Source organism: Pseudomonas sp. P1.31 (genome assembly GCF_001269815.1).
Taxonomy (GTDB): Bacteria; Pseudomonadota; Gammaproteobacteria; order Pseudomonadales; family Pseudomonadaceae; genus Aquipseudomonas; species Aquipseudomonas rustica.
Genome location: NZ_LHVN01000044.1, coordinates 346,982 through 362,005, shown reverse-complemented (window position 1 = coordinate 362,005; position 15,024 = coordinate 346,982). Strand labels below are relative to the sequence as shown.

Below are 15,024 nucleotides of genomic sequence, written 5' to 3'. Positions count from 1 at the left end.
GCGACCGTATATCGAGAAAGAAGACTTCTATTCAAGAGGACTTCTAGTCTTCCTGCGTAGGCTTTTTCCTCAAATTTCCGTCTATTTTTCCTGATTAAAAAACCACCAACCCAGGCTGTGATGGCCGGTTCACGGCAGTTATGCCGGCCGAAATGTCGCAATCGAACCGGTTGGGACGCCAGTTTCATTTAAAAAAGCTCATGCCGATTCGGCATAGGGTAGGCGTTTACGGCATTAGACGGCGCAACCTTGCATCGGAATAGTTGCGCCTTTTTTCGCCTGCCGGAGAGCCGTAAATACGCGCTTCGGGGCACCTTATACGGAGGCAGATGCACAGACTTTTCCGCTAAAAAGCGTTCCAGTTCCTGCATGTGCCTGAGTCAAACGCAAGTAAGGGTAAAGATAATGAAGAAGGCAAAACTCAGCCTCGCCTGGCAGATCCTCATCGGTCTGGTTTTGGGGATTGCAATTGGGGCGTTGCTCAACCACTTCAGTGCCGAAAAGGCCTGGTGGATCAGCAATGTCTTGCAACCGGCAGGCGATATCTTTATCCGTCTGATCAAGATGATCGTGATTCCGATCGTCATCTCTTCCCTGATCGTCGGCATTGCTGGCGTGGGCGACGCCAAGAAACTCGGGCGTATCGGCCTGAAAACCATCATCTACTTCGAAATCGTCACGACCATCGCGATCGTTGTCGGCTTGCTGTTGGCCAACGTGTTCCATCCGGGTGCCGGCATCGACATGAGCACGCTGGGCACAGTGGACATCTCCAAGTACCAGGCGACTGCCGCCGAGGTACAGCATGAACACGCGTTCATCGAGACCATCCTTAACCTGATCCCGTCGAACATCTTCGCGGCCATGGCTCGCGGCGAAATGCTGCCGATCATCTTCTTCTCCGTACTGTTCGGTCTCGGTCTGTCGAGCCTGCAGTCGGATCTGCGCGAGCCGCTGGTGAAGATGTTCCAGGGCGTCTCGGAAAGCATGTTCAAAGTCACCCACATGATCATGAACTATGCGCCGATCGGCGTATTCGCTCTGATCGCGGTGACCGTGGCCAACTTCGGTTTCGCCTCGCTGGTGCCGCTGGCGAAACTGGTGATCCTGGTTTACTTCGCCATCGCTTTCTTCGCCTTCGTGGTGTTGGGCCTGATCGCCAAGATGTTCGGTTTCTCGGTGTTCAAGCTGATGCGCATCTTCAAGGATGAGCTGGTGCTGGCCTACTCCACCGCTTCTTCGGAAACCGTGCTGCCGCGCGTGATCGAGAAGATGGAAGCCTACGGCGCACCGAAAGCCATCTGCAGCTTCGTGGTACCGACCGGTTACTCGTTCAACCTCGACGGCTCGACTCTGTATCAGTCGATCGCGGCAATCTTCATCGCGCAGCTGTATGGCATCGACTTGTCGATCAGCCAGCAACTGTTGCTGGTGCTGACCCTGATGGTCACCTCCAAAGGCATCGCCGGTGTACCGGGCGTGTCCTTCGTGGTGCTGCTGGCTACCTTGGGCAGCGTCGGTATTCCGCTGGAAGGTCTGGCGTTCATCGCCGGTGTCGACCGCGTCATGGACATGGCCCGTACCGCACTGAACGTGATCGGTAACGCACTGGCCGTGCTGGTTATCTCGCGCTGGGAAGGCATGTACGACGACGCCAAGGGCGAGCGCTACTGGAACTCCCTGCCACACTGGCGCACCAAGACCAAACTGCCAGCGGGCGAAATCTCCAAGAACTGATTGCTGAACACTGTGGGATTGGCTTTTTGTGGGAGTGGGCTTGCTCACGAATGCGGTGGGTCAGTCAGCAGAGATGTTTCTGACGGGACGCCTTCGCGAGCAAGCCCGCTCCCACAGTGACCGAGTCAGGCTTACAAACAAACCCCGGAGAAATCCGGGGTTTGTCGTTTCTGGCCACGCCGTTATCATTCGCGGCATTCTTCGGGGGATTTGACTGATGCTTAATGGCCTGTGGCTTGGCTTCTTCATCGTGGCAGCCGTGTCGGCGCTGGCGCAGTGGCTGATCGGCGGCAACGCCGGGATCTTTGCGGCGATGGTGGAGAGCATTTTCGCCATGGCCAAGCTCTCGGTCGAAGTCATGGTGCTGCTGTTCGGCACCCTCACCCTGTGGCTGGGCTTCCTGCGCATCGCCGAAAAGGCCGGAATCGTCGACTGGTTGGCGAAAGTCCTCGGCCCGCTGTTTCTGCGGCTGATGCCGGAAGTTCCGGCCGGCCACCCTGCCCTTGGCCTGATCACCCTGAACTTCGCCGCCAACGGTTTGGGCCTCGACAACGCCGCCACGCCCATCGGCCTGAAAGCCATGAAGGCGCTGCAGGAGCTCAATCCCAGCGCCACCATCGCCAGTAACGCGCAAATCCTCTTCCTGGTGCTCAACGCCTCCTCCCTGACCCTGCTGCCGGTGACGATCTTCATGTACCGCGCCCAGCAAGGCGCGCCGGATCCGACGCTGGTGTTCCTGCCGATCCTGCTGGCGACCAGTTGCTCGACGATTGTCGGCTTCCTCTCGGTAGCATTCATGCAGCGCCTGCGGATCTGGGATCCGGTGGTGTTGGCATATCTGATTCCCGGTGCGCTGATCCTCGGCGGCTTTATGGCGTTACTGGGCACGCTGTCGGCGACGGCTTTGGCGGGATTGTCGTCGATCCTCGGCAATCTCACGCTGTTCGGATTGATCATGTTGTTTCTGATCATCGGCGCGTTGAGGAAAGTGAAGGTTTACGAAGCGTTTGTTGAAGGCGCCAAAGAAGGTTTCGACGTTGCGAAGAATCTGCTGCCGTATCTGGTGGCGATGCTCTGCGCGGTGGGCGTGCTGCGTGCTTCCGGGGCGCTGGATTTTGGTCTGGACGGTATTCGACATCTGGTCGAATGGGCCGGTTGGGACACGCGGTTTGTCGATGCGCTGCCGACGGCGATGGTCAAACCGTTCTCCGGCAGTGCGGCACGGGCGATGTTGATCGAGACGATGAAAACCTCGGGCGTCGACAGCTTCCCGGCGTTGGTCGCGGCGACGATTCAGGGCAGTACCGAAACGACGTTCTATGTGCTGGCGGTGTATTTCGGCGCGGTGGGGATCCAGCGCGCAAGGCATGCGGTGGGGTGTGCGTTGCTGGCGGAGTTTGCCGGCGTAGTTGGCGCGATCTTCGTCTGCTACTGGTTCTTCGGCTAACCACTAATCCCATTGTGGGAGCGAGCTTGCTCGCGAATGCGTCCGGTCAGTCAACATCATCGCTGAATGACCCACCGCATTCGCGAGCAAGCTCGCTCCCACAGGGTTTGTGTGTTGGGCTTAGGGTTTTGGGGGCGCGAGTTTCTGGCCTTGGTCGACGGCCCAGGCCACGACTTTCGCGGTCAAGCGATCACTGGCCTGGCCAAACCCGGCGACCACCGCCGGCACCTGCACATCTCTCAGCGGCTGGCGCTCTTCAAAGCGGCGACTGGCGAGAATCCGTTGGTCATAACCGCGCACCAGCAACGCATCAACCCGCACCACGACACTGGCCTGCGTGCCCTGATACTCGGTCTGAAACGCCTGCAAACTCCCGCCCAGTTCCAGATCTGCAGCAAAGTTGCTGTCATCCGTGCTCAGCAACGTCACCCGTCCATCACGCTGAAAGCCGTCGAGCAGGCGATTACGCACCAGCACCGGCGCCGGATCGCTCCAGCGCGAAGCCTTGTAACTGCTGATCACATCGCCCTGCGGAATCACCGCAATGTTCGAGCGGTTCAGCGCTTCGCTGGACTGCAATTTATTCAAGCGTAACGACCAGGTCTGAGCCGCCGCCGAACGGGTCGAGGCGGGCGCCTGTGCGGCTGGCAAGCGATACACATCCGACGGTTCGGACTTGGGCAGGATCGAGCACGCACTGATCAAGGTGAAGCCAACGAGGAGGGCGAGGCGAGTCAACTTCATGGCGTGAATTCCTTGTTCTTGTCACGGCCCAGCAAATAGCCGCTGGGGTTGGCCTCAAGGCGTTGCGAGATGGCGCGCAGCGAGGTCAGCGTCTCACGCAGTTCGCGGATCGCCGGGGCCAGGCCATTGAGGCCCTGCATGCCGTTGTCGAGGGAGTTTTCGTTTTTGTTGAGCAGGGCGCTGATCGTCGTGGTGCTTTGCTCCAGCGACTTCATCGCCTGCTCGGCGCTGCCCAGCGCTTGTTTGCCCTGATCGTTGAGCAAGGCGTTGGCGTTGCGCATCAGCAGCGAAGTTTGCTCAAGCATGCTGCCAGCCTGTTTGCCGACCGTCGCCAGTTGCTGCATCGCCTGTTTGATGTCGCCGCGCTGATCGTTGATCGTCCCGGTGGTCTGCTCAAGGTGGGCGAGGGTTTTGCTGACGCGCTCAACGTTCTCTGGGGAAAACATCTGATTGGCGTTCTGCAGCAGCGCGCTGATGCCGGTCATCAAATCGTTGCTGTCATTGAGCAAACGCGAGATCGGCGAAGGCGAGGCGACGATCAGCGGCAGCTTACCGTCATGCCCACGCAGTTTCGCGCTCTGCGGCGTGCCACCGCTGAGCTGGATGATCGACGTGCCAGTGATCCCGGCCAGCGCCAGTTTCGCCTGGGTGTCTTCTTTGACCGGGGTGTCACCGGCCAGACGAATTCGCGCCAGCACCCGGCGTGGATCCTGCGGATCGAGGCGCAGGCTGATCACGTCGCCGACCTTGATCCCGCTGTACTGCACCGAACTGCCTTTGGACAAACCGCTAACCGCCTCGTTGAAGACGATTTCGTAATCCTTGAATTCGGTGTCGACGCTGGACTTGGCCAGGAACAGACCGAAGAGCAGGGCGCCTGCCACCACAATCACGGTGAACAGGCCGATCAACACATGATGCGCTCGGGTTTCCATGTCAGACCTCGTTGAGCAATTTGGCGGCGTCCAGCGCCGAGCGGCCGCGCGGGCCGTGGAAGTATTCGTGAATCCAGGCGTCGTCGGTCTCCGAAACGACGTCGATCGGGCCGGCGACCAGCACTTTCTTCTGCGCCAGCACCGCCACGCGGTCGGTGATGGTGTAGAGCGTGTCGAGGTCGTGGGTCACCAGAAACACGCTAAGGCCGAGCGCATCGCGCAGGGTCAGGATTAATTGGTCGAATTGCGCCGCACCAATCGGATCGAGGCCGGCGGTGGGTTCATCGAGAAACAGAATGTCCGGATCCAGCGCCAAGGCCCGGGCCAGAGCGGCGCGCTTGATCATGCCGCCGGACAGCGACGAAGGATATTTATCCGCTGCCGACAATGGCAACCCGGCCAGCGCCAGCTTCACGGCGGCCAAGTGTTCGGCGTCGTTGCGGCTGAGGCCAGCGTGTTCAATGAGGGGCAGGGCGACGTTCTCGGTCACCGTCAGCGAGGAAAACAGCGCGCCCTTCTGGAACAAGACGCCGAAGCGTCGTTCAACCATCGAACGCTCGTGCTCCGACAGACTCGGCAGGTTCTTGCCGAACACTTTGACGATACCTTCGCTGGGCCGACGCAGGCCAACAATGCTGCGCAGCAAAACCGATTTGCCGCTGCCGGAACCGCCTACCACGGCGAGGATTTCGCCTTTGTACAAATCCAGATCGAGGTTTTCGTGCACGCTCTGGCTACCGAAGCGATTGCACAGGCCACGGACTTCGATCACCGCCTCCGAGGGCGCGCGGGGTAGACGACTCACCAGCCCATCTCCATGAAGAACAGTGCGGCGACCGCGTCGAGCACGATCACCACGAAAATCGACTGCACCACGGCAGACGTCGTGTGGGCGCCGACCGACTCGGCGCTGCCGCTGACCTTGAAGCCTTCCAGGCAACCAATCGCGGCAATGATGAAGGCGAAGATCGGCGCTTTTACCAAGCCGACCAGAAAGTGCTGCACGCCGATGTCCGACTGCAACAGCGTCAGGAACATCGCCGGCGAGATATCCAGCGACACCGCGCACACCACGCCGCCGCCGATGATCCCGCAGAGCATCGCCAGAAAGGTCAACATCGGCAGCGCCACCAGCATCGCCAGCACGCGCGGCACCACCAGCAGCTCCATCGGGTCGAGGCCGAGGGTGCGGATCGCGTCGATTTCTTCGTTGGCCTTCATCGAGCCGATCTGCGCGGTGAAGGCACTGGCGGTGCGCCCGGCCATGAGGATCGCGGTGAGCAGCACGCCAAATTCACGCAGGAACGAGAAACCGACCAGATCCACGGTAAAAATCGTCGCGCCGAAACTGGCCAGCACCGTCGCGCCGAGGAACGCCACCACCGCGCCGACCAGAAAGGTCAGCAACGCCACGATCGGTGCGGCGTCGAGGCCGGTCTGTTCGATGTGCGCAATCATTGGCGTGATGCGCCAGCGCTTGGGCCGGAACAGGTTGCGAGCGATGGTTTCCAGAATCAGGCCGACGAAGCCGAGCAGTTGCAGGGTGTCCTGCCAGACCGTATCGACCGCACGACCAATGCGCGTGAGCAATTGCACGCTGACGCTGATTTCCGCTTCCTTTATCGGTACGCAGAAGTCGGTCATGGAGCGATACACGGTTTGCAGCAGCGCACGGTCGGCGGTGGAAATCGTGCAATCAGGGTGCTCGGCAGATTTACCGAGGCGCTCGGAGCCGAGCAGCTCGACCAGCAGCGAAGCGCCAGCGGTATCGAGGGCGCCGAGGCTGTTGAGGTCAATCGGGGTGTTGGCGTCGTATTGGCCGTGGAGCTTTTCGCTGAGGGTCTTGAGCTCGGCGTAATGGGCAAGCGTCCAGTCCCCGGTCACGCGCAGGCGGGCAGGGCTGATCGACGTGTCCAGTTGGGCATTGCCGCTGATCGAACTGCTGGTCATAAGCTCCGTGCTTTTCGGCTGATTACGCTGGGATAGGTAATAGCACGAACCGGACTACTTTTCTTTGATCGCTGTGCTGTCGGTGATTTCGAAGCGCAGCACGCCGATCACTTGGCCATCCTCGGTCAACACGCGCACCTGCCATTTGCCCGCAGGGTTGCCGGGGAAATTCTGCTTGTGCGTCCACGCCCGGTAGCCTTCCTTGCGCCCGCCATGGATGTCGAGCGGGATGCGATCGACCTCTTTGCCGTTGAACTGCCAGACGTGATAAATGCGCTCATCGAGCCCGCGTGGCGCGTTGATCGCGGTGTAGGCGTAGAGGCCATCGCCACGAATCTGCTCGGCGCTGACCGTGTCGAGGCTGGCGCCGGGGGTTCGATCCTGCAATTGCGTGCTGATCGCCACGTCGGTCATCCACAGCGTCGCCGGCGGCACCCACGAACGCAGCACCCAACCGACGCCGCCGATGCCGACGGTGATGCACAGAATCGCCAGCGCGTTGCGCACCGTGCGGATCGGGAAGATCGACGCCAGACTCGGGAACGACAACAGCACGGCAATGCCCAGCGCCCACTTGAAACTCTGCGAGGTGGTCAGGTGCATGATCACCGGCAACGCGGTGAGCAGGGCGGCGAACAGGGTCAGGGTGTGCAACGCGAGGAACGCCCAGCGCCGTGGCGCCAGCCATTTGTAGTAGAGCGGATCGACGATCGAGATCAGTGCCGCGACGCTGAGCAGTCCGGTGAAAACCAACTGACCGCTGTTCCACGTCGTGGTGATGAAGAAGAACGGCAGGACGAAAAACAGGCTTTCCTGGTGGATCATTTGCGTTGCGTAACGCAGCAACGGCTGGGGAATTTCGCGTTTGAAGATGCGGGTGAACAGGCCGGTGAGGGTGTTTTCCAGCATCAGCCAGATCCAGCTGAGCAGCATGATCACCGTGATCCAGCTTGCCAGCCCCTGCTGACGATCGACCATGATGAAACTGCCGACCCCGGAGATGAAACCACCGAGCGCAATGACCCCGGGATAGCGCTTCATCAGTTCGAGAATGCGCTGGATCAAGAGCTGTATTTTCGGCATGTCGGGGTTCACAACGCTGTAGGAAAAATCCCGGAAAGGTTACCGCCGCCTAGCCCCTGTGGCGAGGGGATTTATCCCCGTTCGGCGGCGCAGCCGTCGTAAATCCTGCGAATGCGGTTTGCCTGAATGAATGGGGTTGCAGGGTTTGGGGCTGCTTCGCAGCCCATCGGGGATAAATCCCCTCGCCACAAGGACCTCATCATCACAACATGGGTATTCCATGTAGGAGCTGCCGAAGGCTGCGATCTTTTGATCTTCAACCCCGCTTACGATGCAAACGCCAGCCGATCAGGATCAATAGCACCAAGCCCAAGCCACCCGCACTCAACCACAACACCTGATCATCACTGATCAACGGCTTTTCAATCCGCAAATACCCCGGCTGCAACAGCAACTCACGCATGGCCTTATTCGCCGCTTCCAGCGTCACGCCCTGCAGCTCGCGCGCCGGGTTGGCGAAGCGGCCGTCCTCGTAATCGCTCAGGGCACTCCAGTAATAATCCGCCATCGCGCTATTACCCTGCACCGCCCACGCCTGGTGGGCGATGGATGCCTGTTTGATGCGGGCAAAAGTCGCCGGGTCGAGACCGTTTTTCAGCAGGTCGGCCTTGAGGTCTTCGAGCACCTGGATGGCTTCGTCGACGTCATCGCGATCAAGATCAGCGTTCAGGCTCATGAAGCCAACACCACCAAACACTTCACGCTCAGCCCACGGCCCGTACGACAAACCGTGGTTGAGGCGGATCTGCCGGTACAGCGCCCAGTCCAGATAATCCTTGAGGATGTCGAACGTCTCGTCGTACTGATCGTCAATCACCGGCTCCGGCACCAGCCAGTGCAGCTTGGCGCTGTCGCCGATGAAACCACGGGTGAGGGTGCGTTCATGGGCGGCGCTGGTGCGGATGTCCGGCAATGGGCGATGTTCGCTCGGCTCAACCGCTTCGAGTGCGCCCCAGGCGCGTTCGAGATAGGCCGGCAGCAGTTTGTCGAGTTCACCGACGACGATCAGGGTCATGTTGTTCGGCGCGTACCAGGCTTTGCGCACCTTCTCCAGTTGCTCTTGGGTCAGGTGGCCGACCTCGGCGCGTTGCGGGCATTTCAGGCCCAGTTCGACGGCCAGCTGATTGCTCGCGGTGTGGCCGAGATCCTGGCGATCGAGGAAGCGTTGCAGACGCGTGTAATGGCCGCCGTCCTCGCGCTCGACCACGCGTTTGGCGGCGTTGATCGCGTTTTCGTCGATGCGCGTTTGCGTGAGTAGATCGAGCAATAGGTCGAGCACCTTGCGCTGGTTCTTCGCCGGGGCCTCGATGACGAACGTGGTGTCGGCGTTGCTGGTGAAGGCGTTCCAGTCACCGCCCAGTGCCTGCATGCGTTCCTCTAAACCACCTTCGCCCGTGGCGTCGATGCCGCTGAACAGCAGATGCTCGAGCAGGTGCGGCAGCTCTTTGTCGTCGCAATCGAAATCATCGAGGCCGACGCCGACCACCAAGCGGATCGCCACATGCCCGCGTTCCGTGCCGGGTTTGAGCAGCAACTGCAAACCGTTGGGCAGCGCATAGCCTTCGACCTGAAAGCGATCCAGGGCGAAGACGGGCAGGGAACCGAGCAACAGACAGGCGAACAACAGGCAACGCATAACAGGCTTCCATACGGCTGATTTGGAGATCCGTGTCGTCAGTCAGGGCCCCATCGCGAGCAGGCTCACTCCTACATTTGGAATGCGTCCCCCTGTAGGAGTGAGCCTGCTCGCGATAGCGGCCTGAAGGCTGAATCAATGTAACTGACTAAACCCAGCCGTAAAACGTTCAAGGCGAATGCGTGATGTCGGCAATATCATCCGACGCCAGCGCTCCGGTGTCCGCCGTTTCCAGCACCACATACGCACTGCCGCAAAACAGCGAATTCAAACGCTTCATGTCGGCAATCAACTCCAGGTGCAGCGAACTGGTTTCAATACTCTGCACGATCTTGCGTTGCAAACGGCTGACATGCGCGTGGGCCAAACGCCGTTCCTGCGCGCGGAAGCGGCGTTTTTCACGCAGCAATTGGCGAGCACTTTCACGGTCGCCGCTGAGGAATACCGACAGCCCCAAACGCAGGTTGGAGATCAATTGCTGCTGCAGCCCGGCCAGATCCTCCAGACCTTCTTCGGAGAACGAGCGACGCTGCGAGGTTTTCTGCTGCTGGATCTTGCGCAGCATGCGTTCGATCAGATCACTGGCGAGTTTCAGGTTGATCGCCAGTTCGATGATCTCGGCCCAGCGTCGACTGTCTTGCTCGCCGAGGTCTTCGCGCGGCATCTGCGCCAGGTAGAGCTTGATCGCGCTGTACAGCGATTCGATGTCGTCGGTCTGCCGGCGGATTTCCTGAGTGACGGCGGTTTGCTTGCCGCGCAGCACATCGAGGGTGGCGTCGAGCATGTTCTCCAGCAGATCGCCCATGCGCAGGGTTTCCCGCGCGGCGTTGGCCAGCGCCAGACTCGGTGTGACCAGCGCGGTGGCGTCGAGGTGACGCGGTTTGGCGGTGCCGTTGAGCTCCGGCCGCTCCGGCAGCAGCCAGGCGCAGAGTCGCGCCATCGGGCCGACGCTCGGCAACAGAATCAGACAGCGCGCGGTGTTGTAGAGCAGGTGGAAGCCAATGACCATTTCCTGCGGGCTGAAATCGAGGCTGTCGATCCAGTGCACCAGCGGGTCGAGCACCGGGATGATCAGCAGCAGGCCGATCAGTTTGTACAAAAGACTGCCCAGCGCCACTTGCCGGCCAGCGGCGTTCTGCATGCTGGTGCTCATGAATGCCAGCACGCCGCTGCCGATGTTGGCGCCGATCACTAGACCGATCGCTACCGGCAGGCTGATCACCGCTGCGCCGGCCAGCGTCGCGGTGAGCAGCACGGCGGCGAGGCTGGAGTAGGAAATCATCGCGAACAACGCGCCGACCAAGGCGTCGAGGAGGATGTCGCCGGTCAGCGAGGCGAAAATCACCTTCACGCCCTGAGCGTGGGTGATCGGCGCGGCGGCCTCGACGATCAGTTGCAGCGCGAGAATGATCAGCCCGAGACCGATCGACACCCGCCCCATTTGCCCGAGCCGCGTCTGTTTGCGCGACAGAAAGAAAATCACCCCGAGAAAAATCAGCAGCGGCGACAGCCACGACAGGTCGAAGGTCAGCACTCGCGCCATCAGCGCGGTACCGACGTCGGCGCCAAGCATGGTCGCCAGCGCCGGGGTCAGCGCCATCAGGCCCTGACCGACAAAGGAGGTGACGAGCATGGCGGTGGCGTTGCTGCTCTGCACCATGGCGGTCACGAGGATGCCGGCCACGAACGCGAGCCAGCGCTTGGACATGTTCTGGCCAATCACATGGCGCAGATTGGTGCCGTACACCCGCAGGATGCCGGTTCGAACGATGTGCGTGCCCCAGATCAGCAGGGCGACGGCGGAAAGCAGATTGAGCAGGGTGAGCATGCAGACCCCCTGTAATAGCAGTGCCCCAAAGGAGCAAGTTGACGGTACCGCGCGGTTTCTACGTTTTTGATACTTAAGCTGTAGTTGGCTAACGGACTGGGCGCCAGCATTGCACAGCTAAAGTGTTGATTGAAACAAAAGTGTCATGAAAATGGGTTCATCCACCTCTCAGATTTCCAATCCACCAATGATCCTGTGGCGAGGGGATTTATCCCCGATGGGTCGCGCAGCGGCCCCCGTTGTTTAAGCCAAAAGTAGGGGACTGCTGCGCAGTCCATCGGGGATAAATCCCCTCGCCACAGGTTTTTGCGGGTAAAAAAAGTCTGGATATCACCCAAAACAAATGTGGGAGCGAGCTTGCTCGCGAAGGCGGAGTGTCAGCCAACATTGCTGTCGGCTGACACTCCGCCTTCGCGAGCAAGCCCGCTCCCACAAGGGTGTTGCGGGTTACTGGCCCGGGATGTCCTTGCGCAGTTTCACCGGGTCTTGCTGCTTTTTCTTGCGGGCAATCGCGCCGCGCAGCTTGATGTTGATCGCCTCAACCGCCAGCGAGAAGCCCATGGCGAAGTAGACGTAGCCTTTCGGCACATGCACGTCGAACGACTCGGCAATCAGCACAGTACCGACCACTAGCAGGAACGACAGCGCCAGCATCTTCAGCGACGGGTGCTTGTCGATGAACTCGCTGATCTTGCCCGACGCCAGCATCATCACCAGCACCGCCACAACAATCGCCGCGACCATCACCGGTACATGGGAAACCATGCCGACAGCAGTGATCACCGAATCCAGCGAGAAGACGATGTCGATAATCGCAATCTGAATGATGGTGTAGAGGAAGTTGCCGCCCTTGCCGCCGGGGGTGTCCTCGCTTTCGTCTTCACCTTCCAGCGCGTGATACATCTCCTGCGAGCTCTTCCACAGCAGGAACAGACCACCGAAGAACAGGATCAGGTCGCGACCGGAAATGCCCTGGCCGAACACTTCGAACAGGTCGGCGGTGAGGCGCATGACCCAAGTGATCGACAGCAGCAACAGGATCCGCGTGATCATGGCCAGGCCAAGACCGAAGATCCGGGTGCGCTGCTGCATGTGCTTGGGCATGCGGCTGACCAGGATCGAAATCATGATGATGTTATCGATGCCGAGGACGATTTCCAGGGCGGTCAGGGTGAAGAAGGCAACCCAGATTTCGGGGTTGGTCAGCCATTCCATGTGTATTCCTTTAAGCGTGTGTTAAACCAAGACGCCAGCAAGCAGCTGGCGTGTTGGTGAGTTGATGCCGTTACAAAGTGCTGAACAGCGGGAAAGTCCCCAACAGCAATGCCGCCACAAGTATGCACATGCAGACCAGCACTGCCCACTTCAGGGTGAAACGTTGATGGTCACCGAACTCGATACCGGCCAAAGCCACCAGCAAGTAAGTCGACGGCACCAGCGGACTGAGCAAGTGGACGGGCTGACCGACGATCGAGGCACGTGCCATTTCCACCGCGGTGATGCCGTAATGGCTGGCCGCTTCGGACAACACCGGCAACACACCGTAGTAGAACGCGTCGTTCGACATGAAGAACGTGAACGGCATGCTCACCAGCGCCGTGATCACCGCCAGGTACGGGCCGAGGAAATCCGGAATCACTGCCAACAGGCTTTTCGACATGGCGTCGACCATGCCGGTTCCGGAGAGGATACCGGTGAAGATACCCGCAGCGAAAATCAGACTGACCACCGACAGCACACTACCGGCGTGGGCCGCGACACGATCCTTCTGCATTTGCAGGCAAGGGTAGTTGACGATCATCGCGATACTGAACGCCACCATGAACAGCACCGGCAGCGGCAACAGGCCGGCGATCAGCGTGCACATCAACACCAACGTCAGCAGACCGTTGAACCAGATCAGCTTCGGACGACGGGCATCCGGGAACTGCGAGACGCTGATTTCGCTGTGATCCATTTCATCGCCGATCAGATGCAACTCACCGAGGCGCGCACGCTCACGTTTGCCGTAAAAGTAGGCAATGATCAGGATCGCCACCACACCGGCGGCCATGGCCGGAATCATCGGCACGAAAATGTCCGACGGATCGACATGCAGCGCACTGGCCGCACGGGCGGTCGGGCCGCCCCACGGCGTCATATTCATCACGCCGCCAGCGAGAATGATCAGACCGGCCATGATCCGCGGGCTCATGCCGATGCGGCTGTACAGCGGCAGCATGGCGGCCACGCAGATCATGTAAGTGGTCGCGCCGTCACCATCGAGGGAAACCACGAGCGCCAGGACGGCGGTACCGACCGAAACTTTCAGCGGGTCGCCCTTGACCAGTTTGAGGATCTTGCGCACGGCCGGGTCGAACAGGCCGGAGTCGATCATCAGGGCGAAATACAGAATGGCGAACATCAGCATCACGCCGGTCGGCGCCAGCTTGGTGATGCCTTCGAGCATCATCGGGCCGATCTTCGGCGCAAAACCACCGAACAGAGCGAACAGAATCGGGATCACGATCAGAGCGATCAGCGCGGACAGGCGCTTGGTCATGATCAGGAACATGAACGTGATGACCATGGCGAAGCCAAGGAAAGTCAGCATGGGAATACTCCAGGCGTAGCGCGGCTAGTGAGGTGAGCGGATCGGCGAGGGATCAGCGCAGAACGGCAAGCACGAGGCGTACGGGCGGAGTTACAGCGAGGAGGCGGGCTATAGAGGACATCAGAATCACCATTGTTGTTGTTAATTGGGCCGCGCGAGCGAGACATCACACGCATTGGCCAACCGGTCTGTTGCCGGAAGTGGAGGCGATCCTAATCGCGGAAGCTTTCAGCTACCTTTCGCTGGTGAAAGCTTTGAATGAACGGTCAACCGGTCGTCGGATGCGAACTTGAGTCAATAAACACGGGAAGGAGGGCGTTCAACATGAGCCAATTGCACAGCGGCGGCTGCCATTGCGGAAACATTCGTTATCAGTTCAGCGGGCCGTTGCATGACATCGCTCACTGCCATTGTTCAATCTGCCGCAAGGTCAGCGGCGGGATTGTCACGACGTGGATCACCGTGCCGGCGGCAAATTTCCAATGGCTCGCCGGGACGCCGTCGCGGTATGACTCGTCGCCAAGTTGCGCGCGGTATTTTTGCCCGACCTGTGGCGCGCAACTGGCGTTGGTCACATTGCTCAGCCCCGAGAGCATCGACGTGACCATCGCCACGCTGGATCAGCCAGAGCTGGCGCCGGCCGAACGGCATATCTGGACGGACAGCCAATTGCCGTGGCTGCATCTGGACGAACATCTACCGGGTGAAGCCGAAGAAACGCTTTGATTAGAAAACAGACAGATTCAGCGGGCGAATCGCGCCCATCCAGATCGCGTGTTCCGTGTGGTCGAGCAAGTCATTCCCCGTGTCCGGGTGCAGAAACACCACCAGGCCTTTGCGATTCAGCGCCAGCCACGGCAGCACATCGGCAATCAGCCCGGGGCCGAAGGCCAGTTGGCAGCTCCAGTCCGGGTGCGGGCCGACCGGGCGTTCGTGGACGCGGCCCATTTTCAACGGAAACAACTGCGCGGCCTGCTCGCACAATGTCCGCGCTTGCTCAATGGTGCTGGCGTCGAAATAGACGTGGGCGTGATAACCCTTGATCGCTTGCATCTGAAAGCCTCTGAATCG

The 15,024-nt window shown here is 60.0% G+C and carries 13 protein-coding genes; 3 read left to right on the top strand and 10 right to left on the bottom strand.

Going from position 1 to position 15,024, the window contains the following annotated elements:
- Positions 1-405 precede the first annotated feature (405 nt).
- Positions 406-1,737 (top strand): glutamate/aspartate:proton symporter GltP, encoded by a 1,332-nt coding sequence (gene gltP, locus AD669_RS27620; protein WP_053125381.1) that lies wholly within the window; start codon positions 406-408, stop codon positions 1,735-1,737.
- A gap of 217 nt (positions 1,738-1,954) precedes the next feature.
- Positions 1,955-3,184, top strand: a complete 1,230-nt coding sequence (locus AD669_RS27615) for a nucleoside recognition domain-containing protein (RefSeq protein ID WP_053125379.1) — start codon at positions 1,955-1,957, stop codon at positions 3,182-3,184.
- 120 nt (positions 3,185-3,304) lie between these two features.
- Here the strand turns inward: AD669_RS27615 and AD669_RS27610 are convergent, their stop codons facing one another.
- From AD669_RS27610 to AD669_RS27570, 9 genes are all read right to left on the bottom strand, one after another.
- Positions 3,305-3,928: an ABC-type transport auxiliary lipoprotein family protein gene (locus AD669_RS27610; protein ID WP_053125377.1), complete on the bottom strand. Its 624-nt coding sequence runs from the start codon at positions 3,926-3,928 to the stop codon at positions 3,305-3,307.
- A complete protein-coding gene (locus tag AD669_RS27605; RefSeq protein WP_053125375.1) occupies positions 3,925-4,863 on the bottom strand; it encodes an MlaD family protein in 939 nt (312 codons plus the stop codon). Before AD669_RS27605 ends, AD669_RS27610 begins: the two co-directional genes overlap by 4 nt.
- Before the next feature lies 1 nt (position 4,864).
- On the bottom strand, positions 4,865-5,668 hold the full coding sequence (locus AD669_RS27600; RefSeq protein WP_053125373.1) for an ABC transporter ATP-binding protein: 804 nt from the start codon (positions 5,666-5,668) through the stop codon (positions 4,865-4,867).
- Positions 5,665-6,813: an ABC transporter permease gene (locus AD669_RS27595; RefSeq protein WP_053125372.1), complete on the bottom strand. Its 1,149-nt coding sequence runs from the start codon at positions 6,811-6,813 to the stop codon at positions 5,665-5,667. The genes AD669_RS27600 and AD669_RS27595 overlap by 4 nt, the downstream gene beginning before the upstream one ends.
- Before the next feature lie 54 nt (positions 6,814-6,867).
- Complete coding sequence (locus tag AD669_RS27590) at positions 6,868-7,896, bottom strand: DUF5924 family protein (protein WP_053125370.1); 1,029 nt, start codon at positions 7,894-7,896, stop codon at positions 6,868-6,870.
- A 256-nt stretch (positions 7,897-8,152) separates the two neighbouring features.
- A complete protein-coding gene (locus AD669_RS27585) occupies positions 8,153-9,532 on the bottom strand; it encodes a pitrilysin family protein (protein WP_053125368.1) in 1,380 nt (459 codons plus the stop codon).
- Positions 9,533-9,701: 169 nt separating this feature from the next.
- Positions 9,702-11,360: a Na/Pi cotransporter family protein gene (locus AD669_RS27580; RefSeq protein WP_053125366.1), complete on the bottom strand. Its 1,659-nt coding sequence runs from the start codon at positions 11,358-11,360 to the stop codon at positions 9,702-9,704.
- Positions 11,361-11,807: 447 nt separating this feature from the next.
- The gene (locus AD669_RS27575; RefSeq protein ID WP_053125361.1) at positions 11,808-12,575 is read right to left on the bottom strand and encodes a TerC family protein; all 768 of its coding nucleotides are present in this window, start codon (positions 12,573-12,575) and stop codon (positions 11,808-11,810) included.
- 70 nt (positions 12,576-12,645) lie between these two features.
- Positions 12,646-13,953: a CitMHS family transporter gene (locus tag AD669_RS27570; protein WP_053125357.1), complete on the bottom strand. Its 1,308-nt coding sequence runs from the start codon at positions 13,951-13,953 to the stop codon at positions 12,646-12,648.
- 324 nt (positions 13,954-14,277) lie between these two features.
- Between AD669_RS27570 and AD669_RS27565 the strand changes: the two genes are divergently transcribed.
- Positions 14,278-14,679: a GFA family protein gene (locus AD669_RS27565; protein WP_053125355.1), complete on the top strand. Its 402-nt coding sequence runs from the start codon at positions 14,278-14,280 to the stop codon at positions 14,677-14,679.
- Here the strand turns inward: AD669_RS27565 and AD669_RS27560 are convergent, their stop codons facing one another.
- Positions 14,680-15,006, bottom strand: a complete 327-nt coding sequence (locus AD669_RS27560; RefSeq protein WP_053125353.1) for a DOPA 4,5-dioxygenase family protein — start codon at positions 15,004-15,006, stop codon at positions 14,680-14,682.
- Between the last annotated feature and the right edge of the window lie 18 nt (positions 15,007-15,024).